Raw genomic sequence first — 23,447 nt, 5'->3', positions numbered from 1 at the left:
CAGCCTACGCTCCCCCCTCCTGCGCTTCCTCCCCGTCCAGGAGCCCGGCGTCATGGACCAACAGGGCTATCTGCACACGGTTGTTGAGGTTGAGTTTGGCAAGGATCCGCGACACATGGGTCTTCACGGTCGGCACGCTCATATAGAGCCCGGCCGCGATCTCCGCGTTGGACTGACCACGGCCGACGGCCACGGCGACCTCGCGTTCCCGTTCGGCGAGCAGGCCGATACGGGCGCGGGCCCGGCCGGTGCGGCCGTCGGGGGCCGCGCCCGCGACCTGGGTCATCAACTGGCGGGTGACGGCGGGCGACAGCACCGGGTCGCCGGCCGCCACACGGCGCACGGCGGCGACGATCGCGGCGGGCGGGGTGTCCTTGAGGACGAACCCGGCGGCCCCTGCCCGCAGCGCCCGCACCACCTGTTCGTCGGCGTGGAAGGTGGTCAGGACGATGACTTCGGGGGCTTTCGCGGCGGCACGTAGCTGCTCAGTGGCCGAGAGGCCGTCCAGCACGGGCATCCGGATGTCCATCAGGACGACATCGGGCCGCAGCCGCCGGGCCAGTGCGAGGGCTTCGGAGCCGTCGGCGGCCTCGCCCACGATGTCGATGTCGTCGGCTCCCCCGAGCATCAGGGTGAGTCCGGCACGGACCAGCGGGTCGTCGTCGACGATGAGCAAACGAGTGGGGCGAGTAGCGGCTGCCGGGGTCATGACGGCCACGGTAGCCAGGAACGGACCAGGAACCCTCCGTCGTCCGTCCGTCCGTGTTCCAGCCTGCCGCCCGCGAGCGTGGCGCGTTCGGTGAGTCCGATCAGGCCCTGTCCGGAGCCCGGCACGTCGCTGGCCGGCCCTTCGGCCGTGGCCGGATTGCGCACCTCCACGGTGAGCCCCCGGCCCGGTCCGCCGCCCACGGTGAGGATGACCTCGGCGCCGGGGGCGTGCTTGCGCGCGTTGGTCAGGCCTTCCTGGGCGATGCGGTAGACGGTCCGGCCGGTGGCGGCGGGCGCCGCAGCGGGGTCGGCGACACGGTTGTCGAGCGTGACCCGCATCCCGGCCTCGCGGGACTCGGCCACCAGGGTCTCCAGGCTGGCCAGCGTGGGTTGCGGGCGGTGCCCGTCCTCGCCGTCACCCGCGCCCGGCGCGCGCAGCACACCGATGATCTCCCGCAGGTCCTGGAGCGCCTCGTGCGAGCTGTCGCGGATGACCCCGGCGGCACGGGCGATCTCGGCCGGCGGCGCGTCGGGCCTGAACTCCAGCGCGCCCGCGTGGACGGACAGCAGGGTCAGCCGATGGGCGAGCACGTCGTGCATCTCGCGGGCGATCGCCTCGCGCGCGAGCCGCTGCGCCTGCTGGGCACGCAGCTCCGCTTCGGTCTCGGCCCGGTGCGCCCGCTCGCGCAGCGCGACGAGGAGCTGGCGGCGCGCGCGTACGAGCATGCCCCAGCCGATCACCAGCAGCACGAAGACGATCCCGGCGACCATCGCCACCGGCGTGGAGGTGTCCGGTTCGGGCCGGACGAGCGGCTGTACGACGGCGGAAGCCAGCGCCAGCCCGCCGACCAGGGCAACCGGGCGGAACGGCCGGTGCACGGCCAGGCTGAACAGGCTGACCAGCAGCGCCCCGCCCGCGACGGGCACGGGGATCGTGACCAGGATCAGCGCCACCGCGAGCCCGACCGGCCAGCGCCGCCTCAGCCATACCGCGCAGCACGCGAGCGCGCCGACGAGCTGGTCGGCGAGCAGCACACCCTCGCCGTTGCCGGCCTTCGCGCTCGCCTCCAGCGCGAGCAGCCCGATCAGGGCGGCGAACAGAAAGGCGCAGGTGTCCACGACCCAGTCACGGACGGTACGCCGGGGCCTCTCCTGGCCCCGGTCGCCCGGAAGCTCCTGGTCCAGCGGGTCGGCCAGGGCCGACGGCAGCAGCCAGGGGTATTCCGTACGCATCACACCGCAAATCTACGCAGGGGCGGCCCCGGAAGCGCCTCCTGACCGACCCGCGCTACCAAAGTTGCGCGATCTCAGACTTTGGTCACCTCGCTGCATGCCGATGCCCGAGGCCCCGGACGGCCGGCCGGGGCGACGATCGGAACATGAAGAAGCTGCTGGAGTTCATCGGGATGGTCCTGCTCGTGACCGGGGTCTGCGGGGTGCTGCGCGAGCTGACCGGTGGCTGGTTCTCGATCATGGGCTTCACCCGCTGGATCATCGATCCCATCGGCTTCCTGGAAGGCAGGGAGCTGTACGCGCACATCGTGGTGGCGGCCCTGGGCATCGCGGTACTCGGCATCGCGGGCCGCCACCGCGAGCAGCACTCCTGAGGCGCCCCGCTCTCCCGCTCTCCCGGTCAGTCGGTCAGTCGGTCACAGCCGGGTCAGCCGGCGCCGCCGAGCTCTTCGTGGCGGGCGGCCAGACCTGCCGCGCCCTGCTCCGTGAGGGAGCCGAAGAGCCGCAGCCGCGAGATGCCTCCGTCCGGGAAGATGTCGATGCGGACGTGTGTGCCGACGGCCGGGGTGTCCAGCACGAAGCGGTGGTTGGTGTCGGGCTGGAGGCGGGTGCGCGGGAGCAGGCGGGTCCACTCTCCCGATCCGCCGTCGCGTACGGAGAGCTCCGCCCAGCCCGCGCTGTTGCCCTTGAGGTACGCGGTGTCGATCTCGACCGCGCGGATCTCGGACTGCTCGACCAGCCGGTAGCGGATCCAGTCGTTGCCCTTGTCGCGGCGCCGACGCGTCTCCCAGCCGTCGTCCATCTTCCTGGACCTGCCCGGCTGGATGGTGTTGGTGGCCGGGGAGTAGAAGCGGTCGGACGCGTCCTCGACCTGTCCGCCGTTCTCCAGCGCCACGACGTCGAAGGTGCCGAGCACGCTCAGCCACTCGGGATCCGGGGCGACCTCTCCGTACACCCGCAGCCGGGCGACGCCGCCGTCCGGATGCTGGTTGAGGCGCAGGTGGGTGAAGCGCCGCTCGACGTCGATGGCGAAGCCGTTGGCCGCGTGGCCGCCGACGGGGGTGCGCGGGACGAGGGTGGTCCAGGTGATGTCGTCGCCGAGCAGGGTCTCGGGGGACGGTGAGCCGGGTACGCAGGCCGCTTCGACGGACACGGACTGCGGGTAGTTGCCCCGGAAGTGGGCGGTGTCGACGACGATTCCGCGTACGACACCGGGTGCGCCGAGCCGGATCAGGGCCCAGTCGTGGTCGGCGTCGGTGGGGTGCGGCTCATCGGCACCCGCGCCGCGGCGGCGGCGGGTCTCCCAGCCGTCCATGATCTTGCCCTTGTGGCCGAAGTGTTCGGGGTCGAACGCGGCGGCTCCGGGCTTCAGCAGGTTCTCACGCTCGGCGAAGAACTCGTCGTTGGCGGCGATGACGCCCGCGCCGAGGCTGCGGTCGGCGAGGTCGGCGTACTGGCTGAACGGGAAGCCCGAGGAACGGGGCGTACGGTAGTCGGCGTACGGGTCTCCGCCGCCGTAGGGGTTCGCGTCGCCGGTGTAGGACGGTATCGCCACTGTCTCAGGCGCTCCTTTCGATCAGCCGGCCGGACGGCTCGGCAAGGGTTCCGTTCTCCACGATCCGCGTGCCGCGCAGCCATGTCGACTTCACGGCACCGTGCAGGGTCTTACCCGCGTAGGCGGTGACCTGGTTGCGGTGGTGGAGCTCCGCGGGGTCGACGGTGAAGGTCTCATCGGGCGCGATCACGGCGAAGTCGGCGTCGCGGCCCGGCGCGATGGCGCCCTTGCGGTCGAGTCCGGCGAGGCGCGCCGGAGCCGAGGACATCCAGCGCACCACGTCCTCCAGGGTGTGACCACGCCTGCGGGCCTCGGTCCAGATGGCGGGGAGGCCGAGTTGGAGGGAGGAGATGCCGCCCCAGGCGGAGCCGAAGTCGGGTGTCTTCAGGTCGGTGGTGCAGGGCGAGTGGTCGGAGACGATGCAGTCGATCGTGCCGTCCGCCAGACCCTGCCAGAGCACGTCCTGGTTGGCGGCCTCGCGGATGGGCGGGCAGCACTTGAACTCGGTGGCTCCGTCGGGGACTTCCTCGGCGGTGAGACTGAGGAAGTGCGGGCAGGACTCGACGGTGATCCGCACGCCCTCGGCTTTGGCCTTCGCGATCAGCGGCAGCGCGTCGGCGGAGGACAGGTGCAGCACGTGGACGCGTGCGTTCAGCCGTCGGGCCTGCTCGATCAGCAGCCCGATCGCGGTGTTCTCGGCGTCGCGCGGGCGGGAGGCGAGGAAGTCGGCATACGCGGGGCCGCTGCACTGGGGCGCCGCCGCGAGGTGGTGCGGGTCCTCGGCGTGCACGATCAGCAGGCCGTCGAAGCCCGCGATCACCGCCAGGGACCGGGCGAGCTGATCCTGGTCGAGCTCAGGGAACTCCTCGACACCCGAAGGGGACAGGAAGCACTTGAAGCCGAACACCCCGGCGTCGTGCAGGGGGCGCAGATCGGCGGCATTGTCCGGGATGGCGCCGCCCCAGAAGCCGGTGTCCACGTGGACCTTGGGCTCTGCCGTACGCTGCTTGGTCCGCAGGTGATCGACGGTGGTGGTGGGCGGGAGGGAGTTGAGCGGCATGTCCACCAGCGTGGTGATACCGCCCGCGGCGGCGGCCCGGGTGGCGGTCCAGAAGCCCTCCCACTCGGTGCGGCCCGGGTCGTTCACATGGACGTGCGTGTCGACGAGTCCGGGGAGCACGACATCGTCCCCGAAGTCCTCCAGGCGCGCCCCGGCCGGGACCTCGGCGTCGTACGGCAGCACGGCGGCGATCTCCTCGCCGCACACGGCGATGGACGCGGCCCGGGTCCCCTCGGGGGTGATGACCCGTGTCGAGCGCAGCACCAGGTGCACGTCGGCCACCCGCGCCTCCTTCGCAGAACAGAATTTCAACGATCTGTTGAAGAAGTCTTCACCCAGGGCCCGGCTCCGTCAAGACCTCACCCCCAGCCCGCCCGGCACCTTGATACTTCCGGTCAGCGGAAATATGATTTCGCAGGGAAAAATCAAGGCCGCCCGATAGGCTGACAACTCGCCCGCCGCCTGAAAGGACCGTTGCCGTGCCGACGTCCAGCGCCAGCAGCACATCGGCCGCCGCCGATGCGGCCAAGCCCGCCACGAGCAGTGGTGGCGGCGTCCAGTCACTCGAGCGCGCCTTCGACCTCCTGGAGCGGATGGCGGACGCCGGGGGCGAGGTCGGACTGAGCGAGCTCTCCGCCAGCAGCGGACTCCCGCTGCCCACCATCCACCGGCTGATGCGCACTCTCGTGGCCTGCGGCTATGTGCGCCAGCAGCCGAACCGGCGCTATGCCCTGGGCCCCCGGCTGATCCGGCTCGGCGAGTCGTCCGCGCGGCTGCTCGGCACCTGGGCCCGACCGTACCTCGCACGCCTGGTCGAGGAGACGGGCGAGACCGCCAATATGGCGTTGCTCGACGGGGACGAGATCGTGTACGTCGCGCAGGTACCGTCGAAGCACTCCATGCGGATGTTCACCGAGGTCGGCCGGCGGGTGCTGCCGCACTCGACCGGGGTGGGAAAGGCCCTGCTCGCCCACACCCCGCCGGAGGAGGTGCGCGCCCTGCTGGCCAGAACCGGGATGCCGGCCGCCACCGAGAAGACCATCACCACACCTGACGCCTTCCTGGCCGCGCTCGAGCAGGTCCGCCGCACCGGTTACGCCGTGGACGACAACGAGCAGGAGATCGGTGTGCGCTGCCTGGCCGTATCGGTGCCCGATTCGCCCACGGCCGCCGCGATCTCGATTTCGGGCCCCGCGGGCCGGGTGACCGACGAGGCGACCGAGAAGATCGTCCCCGTCCTCCAGACGGTCGCGCAGGAGTTGTCCGAGGCCCTGGCGAAGACCTCGTCGCCGCCGCAGGGCTGATCCGGCGCCAAGGGCTGTCCCACCTTTCTGGACACGGGTCCGACCGGTCCTTCGTGGGATCGGAGGGCCCAGGGGCTCCGGGCGCATGGCTGCAAGGGGTGAGCCGCTGGATGGCTTACGGGACTTGGCCACCCGGAGCCCGTGACGACTCGACCGCTGATGGGGATACGCGACTCGACCGCTGCTGTAGGACAACGCCGGCGAGGTCGTCCGCGGGATCGATCTGAGGAGGGCTGGTGCGGAAACCGTGACCCACTGGGCCGAGCTACCCACCCCACGGGGCGGGACCACTCATGTCGTTCTCGGAAAAGACGTGCCGTCAGCTCCTCAGAGGGCATGGGACGCTCGTCCCATCGCCTGAGCCGATCTCCTGTACCGCACGGTCGGATCCGTACGCTCTGGCGAGTACGCCCACCACGGCGGCCATGGCCTGGCGCAGTTCGGCCGGCGCGACGACCTCGACGTCGACACCGAGCCGCAGCAACTCGCCGCAGGCGTGTTCGGTGCTCTCGATCGGGATGACCGCCTCGACCCATCCCTCGTCGTCGGCGGCGGTCGCGGTGGATTCGACCGCTCGCACCACCTCCGGGGGGACGTTGTCGGGCAGGCGTCGGCGTCCGCGCCGGGACAGGCGGATGGTGGCTGTGCCGGTATGGCGGCGTGCGTGGAAGTCGTCCAGGTAGGAGCTCCAGTGCGCGGCCAGGTCGAAGTCCTGCGGCCGGTCGAACCGCTCGTCGCACACCGCTGCGTCGAGGATTTGGGTCACCCGGTAGGTCGCGATCCGCTGCTTCACGCCCGCCACGACGTACCAGACACCGGACTTGAGCACCAGGCCGTAGGGGCGAAGGCGGCGACGCACCTCCTGCGGCGCGCGCCAGCGGCGGTAGCGCACGTCCACCGCACGCCGGGTGAGTACGGCGTCGACCAACGGGGGCAGATACGGGGTCTGCTCGGGCTCCCGATACCAGCCGGGCGCGTCCAGGTGGAACACCGCCGCGGTCCGCGCGGCCTCGTCGCGTAGCCCCGTCGGCAAGGCGGCCAGCAGCTTCAGTCGCGCCGCCGCCACCTCCGCCGCCAGCCCCAGGTCGGCGGCGGGGCCGGGCAGCCCGGCGAAGAACAGGGCCCGCGCCTCGCCCTCGCTCATCCCGGTCAGGCGGGTGTGATAGCCGTCGACCAGCTGGTATCCGCCTCCACGGCCCGGTTCCGCGTAGACCGGCACCCCGGCGGCCTGCAGACGTGCCAGATCGCGATATGCGGTGCGCAGGGACACGCCCAGCTCGTCGGCGAGCCCTTGCGCGGACATGCGGCCCCGGGATTGCAGCAACAGCAGTACTGACAGAAGTCGACCGGCAGACATGGCCGCATTCTCCCCGGAAACCCTGACAGCACCTGACACACGGCTCGCCTACCGTCGGCTCGCACCCGGCACCGGCCGAACGAGCCGGGAGGACGCGTCCGCAAGGAAAAGAACCGAACAGGAGCTGCCATGCCCACTGCCGAGCCCGCCACCCGCCCCGCCGTGATCGAGCTTCGCCAGTACACCCTGCGGTCCGGTCGGCGCGACGAACTCATCGAGCTGTTCGACAGGGAGTTCGTCGAGACCCAGGAAGATGTGGGGATGGTCGTACTCGGCCAGTTCCGGGACCTTGACGACCCCGATCGCTTCGTCTGGCTCCGGGGGTTCCGGGACATGGAGGTGCGTCACCACGCGCTGGCAGCCTTCTACGGCGGCTCCGTCTGGGCCGAGCACGGCCCCCAGGCCAACGCCACCATGATCGATTCCGACGACGTCCTCCTCCTGTGCCCCCTCTCGGACGCGAGCGGCTTCGCCGTGTTCCCGTCCCAGCGGCCCCAGGTCGGTGCTCCGGCACCGGAGCGATTCGTGTCCGCCACCATGTGGTCCTTCCCGCCCGGGCGGCACGACGGCATCGCGCTGATCCGGGAAGGCCTCCTCCCCGCGCTCCGGGAGACGGGCCCCGCCCCGCTCGCCGCCCTCACCACCGAGACGGCACACAACACATTCCCCAGGCTGCCGATCCGTACCGGGGAGAACGTCGCCGTGGTCTTCGCCTCGTACCGGGACGAGAGCGAGTACCGACAGCACCTCGCCCGTGTACAGGCCCAACCCCTCGTACGGGACGAGATCCTGCCGGCCCTCACGCGTGGACAGACGGCAGCCCCTCGGATGCTGCGGCTGGCGCCCACCGGCCGTTCGCTCCTGTCCTGACCGGCTCATCTGCCGCTGCTGCTGAAGGCAGGGGCATCGGCGCACCTGCCGCGATCGCCGGCCCCCGTTCAGCAGGACCTGCTCGGAGTTGCGCAAGGCCGTGCACCGCGTTCAACCAGGCAGGTCCCTACGGCGGTGCCGGCCCTTGCAGGGAGGGGGCGCCCCGCTCGGGTATCGACCACCTCCCGGCGGAAATCGCCCGTGCACTGACCGGACAGGCCCGGCTTGAGCTCTTGGGACGGGTGAGAGACAGTGCGCACCGTATCTGGACGCTCAGCTCAGGTCCCGTCCGGGCGCTTGCGGGCGACCAGGAGCACGGCACGCGGGCTTCCGTCGTGCCGTCGGCCCAGCCCCGCGAGCGGACGCAGCTCCACATCGAATCCGGCCCGGCCTAGCTCGTCCCGTACTTCGCCGAGCGGAAAGGTGCGGTAGTACATCACGAACCGCGGCGACCACACGGCGTTGCGCACCCGCATGGCCGCGTCGAAGCCGAGCATCGCCCAGTACGGCCGACTGCCGGGCCGCGCGGGCGCCCCGATCGGGAAGGCGAAGAGACCGCCGGGCCGCAGCGCCGAGTGCACCTGCGCGAACAGCCCGGGCCGTTCCTTCGGCAGGAAGTGCCCGAACGCCCCGAAACTCATGGCCAGATCGAAGACCGGCGTGAAGGGCATGGCCCGCACATCGGCCCGTATCCAGTCCGTCGCGGGGAAGGCGCTCCGAGCCTCGGACAACATGCCCGCGCTGAAGTCGACGCCGACGACCCGCCCGACGCACACCTCCCGCAGCACACGGATTCCCGCGCCGGTGCCACAGCAGACATCCAGCCCGTCCCGGAACGGGCCGAGCGGCCGGACCGCCCGGAGCACCTCGTCGAGGATGTGCTCGGGAGTGCGGAACGGCGTCGCGTCGAACTTCGGCGCCAGCAGGTCATAGCCGCGCTGGACGGAGGAGAGGGCCTGGACGGCGAGTTCGCGGAGGGTGGGGCGTTCATGAATGGACATCGCCTCCAGCGTAAGGGCTGCCCCGCACCCGGCGCCTCGCCGTCCCCGCCGGGCGAAAGCGCCCGGTCCACCGGTACCGATCAGGTCGGGCAGCGCTGGTGCGTTGGACGCGGACAGGCCGGAGTCCCCGTCCGGGGACGGGGACTCCGTTGCAGCCGTGCGGGCGGGCCTTCGCGAGAGGGCATCCGGTCCGCCCGCTGCTCACGCGCCGGTTAGGAGGCGCACCAGACCTGCACCGTGACCGTGGTGGGCAGGACGGTGGCCGTCGCCTCCACCGTCCAGTGGTCACCGTTCGCGTAGCTCTCGCCGATGAGCGTCACCCCGCTCTGGGTCTCGAGCCCACCGGAGATCGGCACGCTGCCGGCGGGGCACGAGGGCGAGTCGAACGGGGTCTGGACACCGAGCAGCGTGAACGCCTGGCTCTCGCTGGTGTCCGACGTGATGGCAACCGTGCCGTCGGCGCCGGCCGGCCCCGTGGGACCGGTCGGCCCCGTAGGACCGGTGGCCCCGGTGGCCCCGGTGGCCCCGGTGGCCCCGGTGGCCCCGGTCGGGCCGGTGGGTCCGGTGGGTCCGGTCGAACCACGCGGACCGGCCGGGCCGGGGCGGCCGTTGCAGTCGCCCCAGTCGAGCGTGGCCATCATGCCGTCGGTGCTCACCATCGGCCGGCACCTGTCCCCGCTGGCGCCGACTGCGCTCAGCCCGGGAACATCGGCCTCCGCGGTGGCGAACGCCGGACCCGCGATGCCCGACACCACGAGCGCCAGCGAAGCCACGGCACCGCCCGACACCCACGCCCTGCGCCGCGGAAGCGGCCCGTACGAGGACTTCGTCCTGAATTCAGGACCCATGGACTCTCCTTGAGAAGTGTTACGCGGCCACCCCCGACCGGGCCGGGCCGCCCCATGCACTCGGTGGTTGCCGAGCACGCAAGGACAAGCGATACCGAATACCGGGCACATGTGTCACGGAATACGAGCTTTAGGCATCTATGTCCACTCTTGCGGGGGCACCGGCGCGACCGAACCGGCGCGTTTCGCCCGGTCCGCGACGGACAACCAAACGCACACCGGGGGCGTCCTTCCGTGCGTGAGCGATGACTTGAGCCCTCACGGGTACGACAATGCGAATATTCCGGACGGCCTGAAGGGGGCCGAGGAGGTCAGGCAGGGACCGCTGTGGCGTCATGCCCTGTGGGTGGTGGGCGTGGCCGTGCTCGGCGTGGGACTCGGCTGGGCGAGTGCCCGGTTCCGCATCGGACCCGAGGAGTACGGGCTGCCCAGCGTCGCGCCCGGGCCGCTGCTCCCCTACCTCGCGATCTGGACCGTGATCGGGCTGCTGTCGGGCGCGGTGCTGCGGGCCGCCGCCGCGAGGGTGCCGGTCTACGCCCCGGAGGGGATCGCCTTCGCCACGACCGCACTCGGCACCCGGATGACGCTCGGCTGGCGACCCGAGATGCCGATGGTCGCGCTGATGGCCGGGGTGGCGCTGACCGCGGCGGCCGCGTGGGGTCTCATCGCTCTGCGCGGATCGGCGGGCACACCCACCACGTCATAAGGGGATGCGGACGTCGATGACCGGCCCGTTGGCCGCGAGGGCCGGCGGCGCGTCGAGGCTCTCCAGTACGTGCAGCATCGGCGCGTTGTCGACGGCGACCGTGGCCGTCAGCGTGTGATGCCCCTGGCTGCGGGCGATTTCGGCGGCATGGGCGGCCAGGGCGGTGCCGAGGCCCTTGAACTGCCAGGTGTCCTCGATCAGTACGGCCAGCTCCCCCACCCCCTTCCGGTCGGTGCGCATGACGTTGGTCATGGCGATGATGTGGTCAGCGTGCTGGCCCGCGGTGGTGACAAGAGTGGTGCCGCGCCTCGGGTCGCACAGCAACCGCCATCCGGCACGGGACAGTTCGGGTTTGCCGGTGTGATAGCGCCGGGCCCGGCTGTCCGGTGAGCAGCGCCGGTGGAGCGCCTGGACGGGCGCAAGATCGGCGGGGGTCATCTCCCTGGTACGGGTGGTTGTGCCGTCGGTCAGGGTGATCGGGTGTCCGGTGCCACGGGCGATGCCGTCGGCCATGCCGACTTCTCCTTGCCTTGCGAACGCGATGGATGTGCCGTGGCCCCCGTACGGATGCTCCCCAACAGGAGCAGCCGCCGGCACAGGAGAAGTCTTTTGCCCCGCCGAGGCCGACTCAAGCGAGGTTCACGCCAATTTGGCTACGCTTCGCGCTCATGTCACTACCGTGTGCGTTCGGAGAAATCCGCGTTACGGGGCGACATCCGGACCAGGCGGGCCGCGGTCAGCGCGTGGGGTCGTCGTCCATGCCGCCGCCGTACGAACGGGGTCCGTACGCGCCGCCGTATGACGCGTCGCCGCCGTAAGCCCCGCCATCGCAGGGCGCGTCAGCGCCGTAGGCACCGCCGCCGTACGCGCCCCCGGTCAGACCGCCGCGCAGCCCCCCGCAGGGGCCGCCGCTCGCGTCGCCGTACAGCCCGATGGGCTCGCCGAAGAGCTCGACGGCCTGCCGCACAGCGGCGAGCCCGGATGCGAGCGCGCTGACCGAACCGATCGAGCCGACGACGAGCAGCAGCGAGCGGCGCAGCCGTCGGATTTCCGGCACTCTGCCGTCCACCATCGCGGCCATCGCCGCGAGCTCGTCCTCCGCGATGGCCCGATCCGCGAATTCGGCCGGATAGCCGGCCAGTTCACGGCGGAGCCGGGAGACGGCGGAGCGCAGCTCCGCCACCCTCGGATCCTCGCCGCTCCCTGTCACCCGCGTCTGCCTCACGCTCCGCAACACAGCACTCCCCCTCGCACGTCCCGGTGTCCGGTGTATGACCCGCCGAACGATGGTCAGACGTCTTGGGTCGCGGGCAAGTTAACGCCATGACACGCGGGCTTCGCCACTCGGGAGCACGAGAATCAGCCCGAGGTGTCCACTTCGAGCGGCTTGCGCCAGACGGCGAGGTCGAGCGTGATGTAGTTGCCGGGGCCTGATTCCGGGCTGAAGCCCTTCACGGTGATCAGCCCGTGCCCACGGCGCCGAGCGGCGGCCCCGGCCGGATACGCGTCCACGGTTCCGACCGGCCCAGGCACGCCGCCCCCGGGCCTTTCACGTCCCCCAAGGTGAACTCCGTTGTCAGAAAGGCACCTTATACAAGGCCACCGAAGCGCCGCCGGGCCATCGGGCTCTTTGATGAGGTAAGCAGGGTTCATGGCTCATACCTCAGAGAAACCGCAGGTCGCGGGACTGGTGCTGGCCGCGGGCGGCGGTCGGCGGCTCGGCGGCCAGCCCAAGGCGCTACTGGAGTACCGGGGCCGCCCCCTGGTGGAGAACGCGGTGCGCGTCCTGCGTGCCGGAGGCTGCCGCACCGTCCACGTCGTCCTGGGCGCGGCGGCCGATCAGGTGCAGCGGGAAGCCGACCTCGCGGGCTGCGTCGTGTCGGTCAATGCGGACTGGGAGGAGGGGATGGGCTCCTCGCTGCGCGTCGGGCTGGCGTCCCTGGGCACCGCGGAGGGGGCCCCTGACGCGGTGCTCGTCTCGCTGGTGGACCAGCCGGGTATCGGTGCGGCGGCGATCGCCCGGGTGGTCGCCGCCGGTGACTCGTCGTCGGCTCTCGTGTCGGCCGCGTACGACGGCCGTCGTGGCCATCCGGTGCTCTTCGGGGCGGCCCGCTGGGACGCGGTGGCCGCGAGCGCCTCGGGTGACCGCGGGGCGCGGGACTACCTGAGGAAGCACGAGCCCGAGATCAGCCTCGTGGAGTGCGGGGATGTGGCCGAGCCGTACGACATCGACACTCCCGAGGATCTGGGACACCTGGAGTGAGGACGGTGGCACCGAGCGCCGCATTGTGTCGACCCGGAGAATCTCGACATCAACAAAACATTGAACTTCCACCATGCGATAACTACTATCCACTGTTCAGAAGCACTCTTCGCCCTGAACAGGGTGCGGAGACCGCAGTTCAAGGCCCCTGGCACCGAGTGCCCCTGCCGAGCTCGCTGAAGGAAGTGACCGCTCATGTCCGCACCAGCGCCGTCCCCGCTGGCCACCGTCGACGCCGAGCCGCTGCCCCGGCAGGAGGAGGTGCTGACCGACGCGGCACTCGCCTTCGTCGCCGAGCTGCACCGCCGGTTCACCCCCCGGCGCGATGAGCTCCTCGTCCGCCGCGCGGAGCGGCGTGCGGAGATCGCCCGCACCAGCACGCTCGACTTCCTCCCGGAGACCGCGGGGATCCGCGCGGACGAGAGCTGGAAGGTGGCACCGGCGCCGGCCGCGCTCGACGACCGCAGGGTCGAGATCACCGGTCCCACCGACCGCAAGATGACCATCAACGCCCTGAACTCGGGCGCCCGGGTCTGGCTCGCCGACTTCGAGGACGCTTCGGCGCCGACCTGGGAGAACGTGCTCCTGGGCCAGCTCAATCTGATCGACGCGTACGAGCGCCGGATCGACTTCACGGACGCCCGCACGGGCAAGTCGTACGCACTGCGGCCCGCCGGCGAGCTCGCCACCGTGGTCATGCGCCCCCGCGGCTGGCACCTCGACGAGCGCCATGTGCGCGTCGACGGCCGCCCGGTGCCGGGTGGGCTGGTGGACTTCGGTCTGTACTTCTTCCACAACGCCAAGCGGCTGATCGAGCTCGGCAAGGGCCCGTACTTCTACCTCCCCAAGACCGAGTCGCACCTCGAGGCCCGGCTGTGGAACGAGATCTTCGTCTTCGCACAGGACTACGTGGGCATCCCGCAGGGCACCGTCCGCGCCACCGTGCTCATCGAGACGATCACGGCCGCGTACGAGATGGAGGAGATCCTCTACGAGCTCCGCGACCACGCCGCCGGCCTCAACGCGGGCCGCTGGGACTACTTGTTCTCCATCGTCAAGAACTTCCGTGACGGCGGGTCGAAGTTCGTCCTCCCGGACCGCAACGCGGTCACCATGACGGCCCCGTTCATGCGCGCGTACACCGAACTGCTCGTCCGCACCTGCCACAAGCGCGGCGCCCACGCGATCGGCGGCATGGCCGCCTTCATCCCCTCCCGCAAGGACCCCGAGGTCAACAAGGTCGCCTTCGAAAAGGTCAAGGCCGACAAGGACCGCGAGGCAGGGGACGGCTTCGACGGCTCCTGGGTCGCCCACCCTGACCTGGTCCCGATCGCGATGGCCTCCTTCGACGCGGTGCTCGGCGACAAGCCCAACCAGAAGGACCGGCTGCGCGAGGACGTCTCGGTGGCGCCGGGTGACCTGATCGCCATCGACTCCCTGGACGCCAGGCCCACCTACGAGGGCCTGCGCAACGCCGTCCAGGTCGGCATCCGCTACATCGAGGCCTGGCTGCGCGGCCTCGGAGCCGTGGCCATCTTCAATCTGATGGAGGACGCCGCCACCGCCGAGATCTCCCGCTCCCAGATCTGGCAGTGGATCAACGCGGGTGTGACGTTCGAGCACGACGGCGAGACCGTGCGGGCCACCCCTGAGCTGGCCCGGGAGGTCGCGGCCCGGGAGCTGGCCGCGATCCGCGAGGAGATCGGCGAGGAGGCCTTCGCGGCGGGCAGGTGGCAGCAGGCCCACGACCTGCTGCTGCGGGTCTCGCTGGACGCGGACTACGCGGACTTCCTGACGCTCCCGGCGTACGAGCAGCTCGTCGGGTGACACCCGCGGGGTACGACGGGTCCGCCTCCTGGAGCTGCGCGCTCCGGGAGGCGGACCCGTCGTATCCCGTAGCCGGGTTCAGTCACCCGGGAAGTGGCAGGCGACCTCCCTCCGCTCCCCCGGACCACCGATCCGCAGCAGCGGCCTTTCCCCACGGCAGATCGCCTGCGCTTTGGGGCAGCGGGGATGGAAGGTGCACCCGGGCGGTGGCGCCGCCGGGCTCGGAGGGTCGCCGGCCAGGGTGATGCGTTCGCGGCGCCGCTCGGCCACCGGGTCGGGCAGTGGTACGGCGGACAGCAGCGCCCGGGTGTAGGGGTGCAGCGGGCTGCCGTACACCGCACGCTTGTCGCCGATCTCGACGATCCGGCCGAGGTACATCACCGCGACCCGGTCGCACACCCGCTTCACCACGGAGAGGTCGTGGGCGATGAACACGTAGGCGAGGCCCAGTTCGCGGCGCAGACGCTCCATCAGATTGACGATCTGCGCCTGGACCGAGACATCGAGGGCGGAGACCGGTTCGTCGGCGACCAGCAGCCGTGGGCTGGTGGCCAGGGAGCGGGCGATGCCGATCCGCTGCGCCTGTCCGCCGGAGAACTCGTGGGGGTAGCGGTCGAGATGCTCCGGGATCAGCCCGACCAGCTCCATCAGTTCCGCCGCCCGCTGCCGCGCCTCGGTCCGGCCCCAGCCCTGTACGAGCAGGGGGTCGGCGATGACCCGGGCCACGGTCTGCCGGGGGTTGAGGGAGGAGTGGGGGTCCTGGAACACCATCTGGACGTGCCGCCGCAGGGGGCGCATACCGCTTGCGGACAGATGGCTGACGTCACTGCCGTCGAAGTGGACGGATCCGGCCGTGGGTTCCAGCAAACGGACGATCAGACGGCCCGTGGTGGACTTCCCGCAGCCCGATTCGCCGACCAGGCCAAGGCTCTCCCCCGCCGCGACGTCGAAGCTCACCCCGTCCACGGCCCTGACCGGCGCACCCCGCCGGCCGGTGCGCCCGCGCCTGCCGGGGAAGGACTTGCCGAGGTCCCGTACGGACAGCAGCGAGGTCGTCTCCGTCGTCACGGTCATCGGGCCTCCTCCTTGACGGGTACGGCCAGATGACAAGCCGTCCTGTGTGCGGGACCGTGCAGGGGGTCGAGCGGGATGAAGGCTGGGCGTTCGGTGGTGCAGCGCCGCCGCTGCCCTTCGTCGGCGGATGCGTGGAGTGCGCAGCGCGGCGCGAACGCGCAGCCCGGTGTGCGCCCGATGAGCGAGGGCGGACTGCCGGGGATCGATCGCAGGGGTGCGTCCTCGGCGTCGTCCAGCCGCGGCAAGGAGTCCAGCAACCCTCGGGTGTACGGATGGGCCGGCCTGTCGAACAGCGCCTCCACGGGGGCTTGTTCGGCGCCCCGGCCGCCGTACATCACCAGGACGTCGTGGGCGACCCTGGCGATCACACCGAGATCATGCGTGATCATGATGACGCCGAGACCGCGCTCTTCCTGTACGCGCACGATCAGTTCGAGGATCTGCGCCTGCACGGTCACGTCCAGGGCGGTCGTCGGTTCGTCGGCGATGAGCAGATCCGGCTCACACGCCAGAGCCATGGCGATCATGACGCGCTGACGCATACCTCCGGAGAACTGGTGGGGGTACTCTCCCGCCCTGCGGGCGGGTTCGGGGATGCCCACGTCACCGAGCATGTCGACGGCGCGGCGGCGCGCTGCGGCCCGTCCGCTGCGGAAGTGGACGCGGAAGTGCTCCGCTATCTGTTCGCCGACCGTGTACGAGGGGTGGAGGCTGGACAGCGGATCCTGGAAGATCATCGCCATCCGGCGTCCGCGCAGCCCGGCGAGCTGCTTCTCCGGCAGTCCGGTCAGTTCACGGCCGTCGAAGACGATCGAGCCCGAGACCCGGGCCGCCGCAGTCCGGTGCAGGCCCATCACCGCGAGCGAGGTGACCGACTTCCCCGAGCCGGACTCGCCGACGATGCCGAGAGTGCGGCCGGCTTCGACGGTGAAGCCGAGGGAGTCCACGGCGCGAACGGGACCGGCGGTGGTGGTGAACGTGACCTGGAGGTCACGTACTTCGAGCAGGGCGGCCATCAGTACCTCACCCTCGGGTCGACCACGGCGTACAGCAGGTCGACCAGCAGGTTGGCGACGACGATGAAGAAGGCGGCCAGCAGGGTCACCCCGAGCACCACGGGCTGGTCGGCGCTGACGAGCGCCCCGTAGAAGAGCCGTCCGACCCCCGGCAGTCCGAAGATGGACTCGGTGATGACCGCCCCGGCGAGCAGTCCTCCGAGGTCCATGCCGAACAGGGTGAGGATCGGGGTCATCCCGGACCGAAGTCCGTGTTTGACGACCACGGTCGGTTCGGGCAGGCCCTTGGCCCTGGCGGTGCGGATGTACGGCTCCGCCATCGCCTCGATCATCGAACCCCGGCTCTGGCGTGCGTACATCGCCGCATACAGCAGGGCGAGCGCCAGCCAGGGCAGCAGGAGGTTGGCCGCCCAGCCCAGCGGATCGTCGGTGAACTCCTGGTAGGTGGGGTAGGGCAGCAGTCCGGCCACCCGGATCACTCCGTAGATCAGCATGACCGCGGTGAAGTAGACGGGCACGGACGCGGCCGCGACCGCACCGACCATCAGAGCGCGGTCGGTCAGCGTGTCCTTGCGCAGGGCGGCGACGACTCCCGCGCCGAGACCGAGCAGCAGCCACAGCACGGCGGCGCCGACGGCCAGGGACACGGAGACGGGGAGGCGGTCCACGAGCAGGTCCCAGACGGGCAGGGAGTTCTCGTACGAGTAGCCGAGGCACGGGAAGTCGCACGGGACGGCGTACGGACCGGTGCCCAGGGTGCGCCCGGCGAACAGTCCGCTGAGGAATCCGGTGAACTGCCGCCACAGCGGCTGGTCCAGGCCCAGGTGGTGGCGCACGGCTTCCAGCCGTTCGGGGCTGCATGTCTTGCCGCAGGCCGCGGCGGCCGGATCCGCCGGGAGGACGTAGAAGATGACGAAGGTGGCGGCGGTGACGGCGAGCAGGACGCCCGCCACTGCGGCGAGGCGGCGCACGAGGTAGAGGGTCATCCGCGGCTGCCCCTCGGATCGAGCACATCCCGCAGCGCGTCGCCGAGCAGCGTGAAGGCGAGCACCGCGAGGAAGAGGAAGGTGCTCGGGATGAGGAAGTACATGGGGTCCGTCTCGTAGAAGGCGACGCTCTCGGCGATCATCTGGCCCCAGGAGGGTGTGGGTGGCCGGACGCCGACGCCGAGGTAGCTGAGGGCGGCCTCGGTGCTGATCATCCCGGGCACGAGCAGGGTCGTGTACGCGATGACGGGGCCCGAGACGCCCGGCAGGATGTCGCGGCTGAGGATCCGCCAGGGGCCGGAGCCGGCGACGCGGGCGGCGTCGACGTACTCGCGGTGTTTCAGGGACAGGGTCTGGCCGCGTACGACCCGGGCGATGCCCGGCCAGCCGAACAGCCCGATGACCGCCGTCATCAGCACGATCCGGTTGACGTCCTTGGCCACCGACATGACGGCGATCATGAAGATCAGGGAGGGGAAGGACATGGTGAGGTCCATCAGCCTGGAGAGGACGGCGTCGACGCGCCCTCCGAAGTAGCCCGCCACGATGCCCGCCGTGGTGCCCACGACCACCACGACGGCGGTGGCCGTGAAGGCGATGAGGAGGGAGACCCGGGCGCCGTGCACCACCCGGGCGAACAGGTCCCGGCCGGTGCCGGGTTCGACACCGAGCCAGTGGTCGGGGCTGATCCCGCCGGCGGAGCCGATGGGCAGGCCGCCGAGGTAGGGGTCGACGGCGTTCTTGTCGAAGGTGTCGGGGCTCCAGCCGCCGAGCGCGCTCAGCCAGGGTGCGGTGAGGGCCATCAGGGCGAACAGCGCGACGACGGCGAGGCTGATACGGACGGACGTGCGGCGCCACAGCTCCTCGCGGGCGCGCTTCCAGGGGCTGGTGCCCGAGGATGCGGCTGCGACGGCGGCGTCCGGGGCGGTGACGGGCGCGGATACGGATGCGGTCATCGGTGGGCGCGCTCTCAGCCCTGGCTCTTCGACGGGTCCTTGAGACCGATCGTCGCGTAGTCGAGCTGACCGGCCCAGACGGGATGGCCGAAGGCTCCCGCGACATTCGTGCCGACGAGCAGCGGCTTGCGTTCCAGAAGCAGGGGCACGGCCGGGGACTTGGCGAGTATCGCCGCGTCCAGATCGGCCCAGGCCCGGCCCGCCGCCGCGGCGTCCGGCATGGCGTTGATCTCGTCGATACGCCGCATGGTGGGCTTGTCCCGGAACTGGGCGTAGTTGCCGGAGTTGCCCTTCTCCTTGATGGTGCGGCCGTCGAAGACGAAGGGCAGGAAGGTGGAGCCCGACGGGTAGTCGGGGCACCAGCCGGCCAGCACCATGTCAGGGGCGCTGCGGGTGTCGCCGATGATGTCGTAGTAGGCGCCCGGGTCGACGGTGTCGACGGTGATGTTCACCCCGGCGCGGGACAGTCCCTGCTGGAGCGCCTCGGCCTTGGTCTTGTCACCCGTCGAGACGGTGAGACTGGCTTTGAAGCCGCTTGCCCGGCCCGCCGCCTTGAGCAGGGCCTTCGCCTTGTCCGGGTCTCCCGCGGGCGGGATGCGCAGGGTGTCGGCCTGCTTTCCACCGGTCAGTGCGGGCGGCAGATACGCGGTGGCGATGTCGTTGAGCGCGGGGCCACCGCCCGCGGTGAGGACGGCTTCCTTGTCGACGGCGTGCTGCATGGCCTCGCGGACCTCGGGGTCGTCGAACGGCGGCCGTGAGGTGTTGAGCTGGAGCATTTCGGTGCAGCCCTGCGACTCGGCGAGCAGCCGCTGTCTGATGCCGGGCTTGCCGAGCACCTTGGGCACGCTCTCGGGTTGCAGGTCGGACCAGGCGACGGCGGAGGCGTCGGCGCCGCTGCTCGCGATGATCCGGTCGTCGATCTGCCCGCCCTTGAGGCCCATCAGCACCACGAAGCGGTCCGGATAGGCCTTGCGCACCGGGTCGGTCTTCGGGTCCCAGTGCTCGTTGCGCACCAGGACGAGCTTCTTGTCGCGGTCGTACGACTCGATCTTGTACGGGCCGGAGGAGAAGGGCCGTCCGTCGTACTGAGCGCCCTTCTCGTGCGCCTTCGGCACCGGGGCGAAGGTGGGCAGGGTTGCGGTGGAGGCGAAGTCGGCGACCGGACGGGTGAGTTCGAAGACGACGGTGCTCGTGTCCGGGGTCCTGATCGAGGCGAGGTGCTTACCCGTGAGCGGTCCTGTGTAGCCCTTGGTCCCGGCGAGGTAGCGGGCGGCGTAGTCGGGGCCGCCGGTGAGGTCGGGTGAGAAGGAGCGCTCGACGTTGTACTTGACGTCCTGGGCGGTGATCGGCGAGCCGTCCTCGTATCTCAGACCTTCCTTGAGTGTGAAGGTCCATGTTCTGCCGCCGTTGGAGGGCCTGCCGAGATCGGTGGCCAGGTCGGGGACGATCCGGCTGCCTGCGCTGCCCGGTTCGGCGGCGAAGGTGACGAGGGTGCGGTAGAGCAGGCGGGTGCCGAAGTCCATGGTCGGCATGACCCAGTTGCGGGCCGGGTCGAGGTGGGCGAAGTCCTGGTTGGACAGGATCGTCAGGGTGCCGCCCCTGGCCGGAGTGCCGCCGAGGATCTTTCCTTCGTTGGCCGCCGCGGGGTTCTGGCCGCGGCCGCCGTTCGCCTTCCGCAGGGCGTCGGTGTCCGCGGTGGAGCAGCCCGGGGTCCCGAGGGCCAGTGCGGTCAACAGAATTGTTGCGAGGGCGAGTTGGGTGCGCTTGTTCATGGAGGTCACTTCCGGTGAGAGCATCACGCGCGACATGTGACCTGTAAAATAGTAATGTGAAATTGCACTGACAAGACGTCGGAACCAATGTTTTCGAGCCGTATCCTCCTGTCACCGCGCCGAGTTGACCGCCCGACCCCACGCATCCACGGCGTCCCGGACGCGGCACGGCCCGCGGGGCCCAGCAGGGCGAGCCGCTGTTCGTGGGCTGCCGGCAGGAGCCGTCCGCTGCGCGTGAGGGTGACCAGGCCGTGGAGACCGGCCCAGAAGGTCTCCGTGAGGACACCCGGGTCGTCATCGGCGGCCAGCCGCTCGATGATCCGGAGCAGTTCGCCGAAGCGGCCGTCGGGCCCGCCTAGGACCGGTGCGGCTTCCTCCGCCTACGCGGGTGCTGACCGCCCGTCGACACCTTCGCCTCCTTCAGCGCGTGCGCCGCCGAGTCCGTCACCGCGCTGTCCGGGTGACGGGTGCGCAGACCGTCGAGGACGGGACGGGCCCGGTGGGGATCGGCTGCGGCGAGTACGGGGATGAGGGCTGCGCCACCGCCCGGCCAGTCGGCGGCGGCGCTGTCGAAGGCGTCGAGCAGGGCACGCGGTGGGCTTTCGGGGGCACGGTCCTGCTGTGCCACCTCGATGGCGACCCGCATGTCCTTGAGCGAGGCGGCCAGGAGGTCACCGAGCACCGCATTGGCCAGGGCCGTCGGCGGGACCCGGTCCTCGGGCGCCTCCTCGCCGCGCGCGAGCAGGACCCGGCGTACATGGCCGCCGATCACCGGGTCGGTGAGGGCCGCCTCGAGGGGTGCCACGGGGATGGCTGCGCGATCGAGGCGCCCCAGGAGTCCCGGGATGCCGTGACGGGGAACGGCCGTCGGCGCGGCGGCGAGGAGTGCGCTCCATACCTCGTCGCCCCCGCCGCGCGCCGCCGTCCAGTCCGCCAGGGTGCGGGCCGCGATATGCGGGGGCCAGGGCTCGACGGCCGCGACGAGCCGCGCCGCGTCCCACTCGGAGGGCGCTTTCGCTTCCGGTACGGCGACATGGCCCACCGACAGCGCGTGGCGTACGACGGCGGCACCGAGCGGGGTGAGACCGAAGACATCGCCTTTACGGAAGACGCATCCGGTCCCGGCGAGCCGGTCGACGATGGCTGCGAGGGCCCGGGCCGGGGCGTCGAGTTCGGCGCGGCTGCTCTCCGTCAGACCGGGGAGCCCCGTCAGCTCGCCGAGTTCGGCGGGGGTCGGTGTGGTGTAGGTGGCCGGGGCCGTGTCCGGGGCCGTGAGCGGGGCGTCCTCCAGCTCAGGGGCGAGCCACCAGTCGATGTGGCCGGCCGCCCTGCGGGCCACGGAGTCCGGTGTGCCGCCGCGTTCGTAGAGCGTGTAGAGGATGTGCGCGGCGTCGAGGGCGTATTCGTCGTCGGGGCCGGAGTCGGCGGCGACGCGTTCCACGACGGCCGCCAGGATGTCGGCGCCGAGCTCGGTCAGCTCGGTCGGCGTGCCCGCGTGCCAGACCACATCGGACTGGCCGGGAAAGCCGCACTGCTCGGCCAGTTCGTGCAGGTCCTCGTCCGATGCGGCCAGCGAGGCGGGCAGCGGGGCGGCGTGCAGCAGGTCCCTGATCTCCTCGGGCGGGGGCAGCATGTCCGGTGGGGGCAGCGGTACGTCGGAGGCGCCGTAGTAGTCGAGGTGCTCATCGAGGAGCCGGTCGGCGAGCATGACATGAGGCAGCGATTCCGGGCCCGGCGCGAGGTGCTCGTAGGGGCCGGTGAGCGCCTCGGTGAGTCCCTCGGCGGTCCAGCGGTCGCCCAGGGCTCCTGCGAGTGCCTCCAGTTCGGCCGCGAGCGCGTCCTCGGGCCGGTCGGCGGACAGGGCGGTCGAGGCGGGCAGCAGCGGTCCTGCCGCCGAGGGCCCTTCCACGTCGTGGGCGAAGGCCTCCAGCAGGGCTTCGGTGAGCCGGACCCGGGTGGCGAACGTGGCGGTGGTGACATCGGCGCGGTGCAGCGGGGCGGGCAGTGCGGGCCGGTCCTCGTGCGGTGCCGCGTCCAGCTCCGCGAGCCAGTCGCATACGGCCCCGGGTTCGTCGGCGTCGATGCCGTCCGCGCGCAGCAGCGATGCGTACCAGCGCGGCCAGGTGAGGTTGAGCGGCTCCCCCATGGCCCTCGCGAACTCCGGTACCAGCTCATCGACTGCCGCGAGCACCCGTGCGTGCCGTTTGGCGTTCAACCGGTTGGCCGCGCGGACCCGGTCGGCGAGCGCGGTGAGGATGCCGGGTACGGCTGCGAGTTCGACGTCGTCCGCGTGCAGCAGCAGGGGCAGGTCCTCCAGCAGGACCCGGCGCAGCAGCTCGGGAGTGGGCTCGGGTACACCGGTCCTGCGGTCCGCACCGCGCAGCGCGAGCAGCGCGAGCACAGCGTCCGTGGGGCGCCCGGGCAGGGCCGCTCCCCTCGCCTGCTGCGCCCAGGCGAGGAAGTCGTCGAGGCCGGTGTTCAGGGCGGTACGGGTACGCGTCACCCGGGTGAGCGTAAGTGCGCCCGGCCAGGCCCGCCCGCGCTGCCACGTGCGGATGCTCCGATCGAGTGATCACACCATCGGGCGTCGAACTGGAGCGCGCGATGCCGCCCTCGGGGGAAACAGTCCGGCGGGGGGAGTCGACTCCCCTGGCTCTCAGGGGAAGTCGAGGTGGCTCTGAGGACCAGGTGGGGGAGGTCGTCCTCGTACCGGGCGTATCCCGGATGACCCGCTACCGCAGCGTCGGGGTACCGCCCGGCGAGGCCAGGCGGGAGTGCCGCAGCCGGCGTCGTGCGCCCGCTGGGGATGACGGGACAGGCCTCAGCGACACCCCCGGGGAGTGCGCACGCGGAGTGGGCCCACCCCCGCGGCGGGTGGCGGGTTACCCCCACGGGGGGGCCGGGCCCCGCC

General features: G+C 71.2%; 21 protein-coding genes and 1 pseudogene. 6 read left to right on the top strand and 16 right to left on the bottom strand.

Annotated features, from left to right (window positions below; all coding sequences use genetic code 11):
• Positions 1 to 4 precede the first annotated feature (4 nt).
• On the bottom strand, positions 5 to 709 hold the full coding sequence (locus ACFV6V_RS10850; protein WP_385562174.1) for a response regulator: 705 nt from the start codon (positions 707 to 709) through the stop codon (positions 5 to 7).
• Complete coding sequence (locus tag ACFV6V_RS10845; protein ID WP_385562171.1) at positions 706 to 1,944, bottom strand: sensor histidine kinase; 1,239 nt, start codon at positions 1,942 to 1,944, stop codon at positions 706 to 708. Before ACFV6V_RS10845 ends, ACFV6V_RS10850 begins: the two co-directional genes overlap by 4 nt.
• A 143-nt stretch (positions 1,945 to 2,087) precedes the next feature.
• Between ACFV6V_RS10845 and ACFV6V_RS10840 the strand changes: the two genes are divergently transcribed.
• On the top strand, positions 2,088 to 2,315 hold the full coding sequence (locus ACFV6V_RS10840) for a hypothetical protein (protein WP_385562169.1): 228 nt from the start codon (positions 2,088 to 2,090) through the stop codon (positions 2,313 to 2,315).
• Between the two features lie 53 nt (positions 2,316 to 2,368).
• Here ACFV6V_RS10840 and alc read toward each other — a convergent pair whose 3' ends face one another.
• The gene (alc, locus tag ACFV6V_RS10835) at positions 2,369 to 3,496 is read right to left on the bottom strand and encodes an allantoicase (RefSeq protein ID WP_385562166.1); all 1,128 of its coding nucleotides are present in this window, start codon (positions 3,494 to 3,496) and stop codon (positions 2,369 to 2,371) included.
• A 4-nt stretch (positions 3,497 to 3,500) separates the two neighbouring features.
• Positions 3,501 to 4,838 (bottom strand): allantoinase AllB, encoded by a 1,338-nt coding sequence (allB, locus tag ACFV6V_RS10830; protein WP_385562163.1) that lies wholly within the window; start codon positions 4,836 to 4,838, stop codon positions 3,501 to 3,503.
• A 197-nt stretch (positions 4,839 to 5,035) separates the two neighbouring features.
• Here allB and ACFV6V_RS10825 point away from each other — a divergent pair, with 197 nt between their 5' ends.
• Positions 5,036 to 5,860, top strand: coding sequence for an IclR family transcriptional regulator (locus ACFV6V_RS10825; protein WP_385562160.1), 825 nt, complete (start codon positions 5,036 to 5,038; stop codon positions 5,858 to 5,860).
• A 319-nt stretch (positions 5,861 to 6,179) separates the two neighbouring features.
• Here the strand turns inward: ACFV6V_RS10825 and ACFV6V_RS10820 are convergent, their stop codons facing one another.
• Positions 6,180 to 7,217, bottom strand: a complete 1,038-nt coding sequence (locus ACFV6V_RS10820) for a helix-turn-helix transcriptional regulator (protein WP_385562158.1) — start codon at positions 7,215 to 7,217, stop codon at positions 6,180 to 6,182.
• Positions 7,218 to 7,346: 129 nt separating this feature from the next.
• Between ACFV6V_RS10820 and ACFV6V_RS10815 the strand changes: the two genes are divergently transcribed.
• Positions 7,347 to 8,087, top strand: a complete 741-nt coding sequence (locus ACFV6V_RS10815) for an NIPSNAP family protein (RefSeq protein ID WP_385562156.1) — start codon at positions 7,347 to 7,349, stop codon at positions 8,085 to 8,087.
• 278 nt (positions 8,088 to 8,365) lie between these two features.
• Here ACFV6V_RS10815 and ACFV6V_RS10810 read toward each other — a convergent pair whose 3' ends face one another.
• Together ACFV6V_RS10810 and ACFV6V_RS10805 are read right to left on the bottom strand one after the other, a co-directional pair.
• Complete coding sequence (locus ACFV6V_RS10810) at positions 8,366 to 9,088, bottom strand: class I SAM-dependent DNA methyltransferase (RefSeq protein WP_385562153.1); 723 nt, start codon at positions 9,086 to 9,088, stop codon at positions 8,366 to 8,368.
• A 212-nt stretch (positions 9,089 to 9,300) separates the two neighbouring features.
• Entirely contained in the window at positions 9,301 to 9,936 is a 636-nt protein-coding gene (locus ACFV6V_RS10805) for a hypothetical protein (RefSeq protein WP_385562151.1), read from the bottom strand.
• A gap of 238 nt (positions 9,937 to 10,174) precedes the next feature.
• On the opposite strand from ACFV6V_RS10805, the gene ACFV6V_RS10800 reads away from it, so the two are divergent.
• Positions 10,175 to 10,642, top strand: coding sequence for a hypothetical protein (locus ACFV6V_RS10800; RefSeq protein ID WP_385562148.1), 468 nt, complete (start codon positions 10,175 to 10,177; stop codon positions 10,640 to 10,642).
• Here the strand turns inward: ACFV6V_RS10800 and ACFV6V_RS10795 are convergent.
• The 3 genes and pseudogenes from ACFV6V_RS10795 to ACFV6V_RS10785 all read right to left on the bottom strand — a co-directional run bounded on the left by ACFV6V_RS10795 (position 10,637) and on the right by ACFV6V_RS10785 (position 12,175).
• Positions 10,637 to 11,155 (bottom strand): GNAT family N-acetyltransferase, encoded by a 519-nt coding sequence (locus tag ACFV6V_RS10795; protein ID WP_385562145.1) that lies wholly within the window; start codon positions 11,153 to 11,155, stop codon positions 10,637 to 10,639. The two genes, ACFV6V_RS10800 and ACFV6V_RS10795, sit on opposite strands and share 6 nt — an antisense overlap.
• Positions 11,156 to 11,576: 421 nt before the next feature.
• Positions 11,577 to 11,879, bottom strand: a pseudogene (locus ACFV6V_RS10790) (DUF5955 family protein); the annotation flags it as partial.
• 122 nt (positions 11,880 to 12,001) lie between these two features.
• Positions 12,002 to 12,175, bottom strand: coding sequence for a hypothetical protein (locus ACFV6V_RS10785; RefSeq protein ID WP_385562142.1), 174 nt, complete (start codon positions 12,173 to 12,175; stop codon positions 12,002 to 12,004).
• Between the two features lie 118 nt (positions 12,176 to 12,293).
• Here ACFV6V_RS10785 and ACFV6V_RS10780 point away from each other — a divergent pair, with 118 nt between their 5' ends.
• The gene (locus tag ACFV6V_RS10780) at positions 12,294 to 12,905 is read left to right on the top strand and encodes an NTP transferase domain-containing protein (protein ID WP_385562139.1); all 612 of its coding nucleotides are present in this window, start codon (positions 12,294 to 12,296) and stop codon (positions 12,903 to 12,905) included.
• Positions 12,906 to 13,100: 195 nt separating this feature from the next.
• Positions 13,101 to 14,732, top strand: coding sequence for a malate synthase A (aceB, locus tag ACFV6V_RS10775; protein ID WP_385562137.1), 1,632 nt, complete (start codon positions 13,101 to 13,103; stop codon positions 14,730 to 14,732).
• Positions 14,733 to 14,810: 78 nt separating this feature from the next.
• On the opposite strand, the gene ACFV6V_RS10770 is transcribed toward aceB, so the two are convergent.
• The 6 genes from ACFV6V_RS10770 to ACFV6V_RS10745 form a co-directional block, all read right to left on the bottom strand.
• Positions 14,811 to 15,806, bottom strand: a complete 996-nt coding sequence (locus ACFV6V_RS10770; RefSeq protein WP_385562135.1) for an ABC transporter ATP-binding protein — start codon at positions 15,804 to 15,806, stop codon at positions 14,811 to 14,813.
• Positions 15,803 to 16,822 carry an ABC transporter ATP-binding protein gene (locus ACFV6V_RS10765; protein ID WP_385562132.1) on the bottom strand — a complete coding sequence of 340 codons (1,020 nt, stop codon included), beginning with the start codon at positions 16,820 to 16,822 and terminating at the stop codon, positions 15,803 to 15,805. Before ACFV6V_RS10765 ends, ACFV6V_RS10770 begins: the two co-directional genes overlap by 4 nt.
• Positions 16,822 to 17,808 carry an ABC transporter permease gene (locus ACFV6V_RS10760; RefSeq protein ID WP_385562129.1) on the bottom strand — a complete coding sequence of 329 codons (987 nt, stop codon included), beginning with the start codon at positions 17,806 to 17,808 and terminating at the stop codon, positions 16,822 to 16,824. Before ACFV6V_RS10760 ends, ACFV6V_RS10765 begins: the two co-directional genes overlap by 1 nt.
• A complete protein-coding gene (locus ACFV6V_RS10755) occupies positions 17,805 to 18,764 on the bottom strand; it encodes an ABC transporter permease (RefSeq protein WP_385562126.1) in 960 nt (319 codons plus the stop codon). The genes ACFV6V_RS10760 and ACFV6V_RS10755 overlap by 4 nt, the downstream gene beginning before the upstream one ends.
• A gap of 14 nt (positions 18,765 to 18,778) precedes the next feature.
• On the bottom strand, positions 18,779 to 20,536 hold the full coding sequence (locus ACFV6V_RS10750; protein ID WP_385562124.1) for an ABC transporter substrate-binding protein: 1,758 nt from the start codon (positions 20,534 to 20,536) through the stop codon (positions 18,779 to 18,781).
• Between the two features lie 355 nt (positions 20,537 to 20,891).
• The gene (locus ACFV6V_RS10745) at positions 20,892 to 23,039 is read right to left on the bottom strand and encodes a hypothetical protein (RefSeq protein WP_385562121.1); all 2,148 of its coding nucleotides are present in this window, start codon (positions 23,037 to 23,039) and stop codon (positions 20,892 to 20,894) included.
• Between the last annotated feature and the right edge of the window lie 408 nt (positions 23,040 to 23,447).

It is taken from the genome of Streptomyces sp. NPDC059828, assembly GCF_042731955.1.
In the GTDB taxonomy this organism is placed as follows: Bacteria; Actinomycetota; Actinomycetes; order Streptomycetales; family Streptomycetaceae; genus Streptomyces.
Note: the sequence above shows the minus strand (reverse complement) of the source record. Positions and strands in the feature narration are given on the sequence as shown.

Bases quoted from the DNA above. Each gene is read 5' to 3' on its own strand.
- ACFV6V_RS10850 (WP_385562174.1), bottom strand. From the start codon at position 709: ATGACCCCGGCAGCCGCTACTCGCCCCACTCGTTTGCTCATCGTCGAC.
- ACFV6V_RS10840 (WP_385562169.1), top strand. From the start codon at position 2,088: ATGAAGAAGCTGCTGGAGTTCATCGGGATGGTCCTGCTCGTGACCGGG.
- ACFV6V_RS10820 (WP_385562158.1), bottom strand. From the start codon at position 7,217: ATGTCTGCCGGTCGACTTCTGTCAGTACTGCTGTTGCTGCAATCCCGG.
- ACFV6V_RS10815 (WP_385562156.1), top strand. From the start codon at position 7,347: ATGCCCACTGCCGAGCCCGCCACCCGCCCCGCCGTGATCGAGCTTCGC.
- ACFV6V_RS10810 (WP_385562153.1), bottom strand. From the start codon at position 9,088: ATGTCCATTCATGAACGCCCCACCCTCCGCGAACTCGCCGTCCAGGCC.
- ACFV6V_RS10805 (WP_385562151.1), bottom strand. From the start codon at position 9,936: ATGGGTCCTGAATTCAGGACGAAGTCCTCGTACGGGCCGCTTCCGCGG.
- ACFV6V_RS10795 (WP_385562145.1), bottom strand. From the start codon at position 11,155: ATGGCCGACGGCATCGCCCGTGGCACCGGACACCCGATCACCCTGACC.
- ACFV6V_RS10780 (WP_385562139.1), top strand. From the start codon at position 12,294: ATGGCTCATACCTCAGAGAAACCGCAGGTCGCGGGACTGGTGCTGGCC.
- aceB (WP_385562137.1), top strand. From the start codon at position 13,101: ATGTCCGCACCAGCGCCGTCCCCGCTGGCCACCGTCGACGCCGAGCCG.
- ACFV6V_RS10770 (WP_385562135.1), bottom strand. From the start codon at position 15,806: ATGACCGTGACGACGGAGACGACCTCGCTGCTGTCCGTACGGGACCTC.
- ACFV6V_RS10765 (WP_385562132.1), bottom strand. From the start codon at position 16,822: ATGGCCGCCCTGCTCGAAGTACGTGACCTCCAGGTCACGTTCACCACC.
- ACFV6V_RS10760 (WP_385562129.1), bottom strand. From the start codon at position 17,808: ATGACCCTCTACCTCGTGCGCCGCCTCGCCGCAGTGGCGGGCGTCCTG.
- ACFV6V_RS10755 (WP_385562126.1), bottom strand. From the start codon at position 18,764: ATGACCGCATCCGTATCCGCGCCCGTCACCGCCCCGGACGCCGCCGTC.
- ACFV6V_RS10750 (WP_385562124.1), bottom strand. From the start codon at position 20,536: ATGAACAAGCGCACCCAACTCGCCCTCGCAACAATTCTGTTGACCGCA.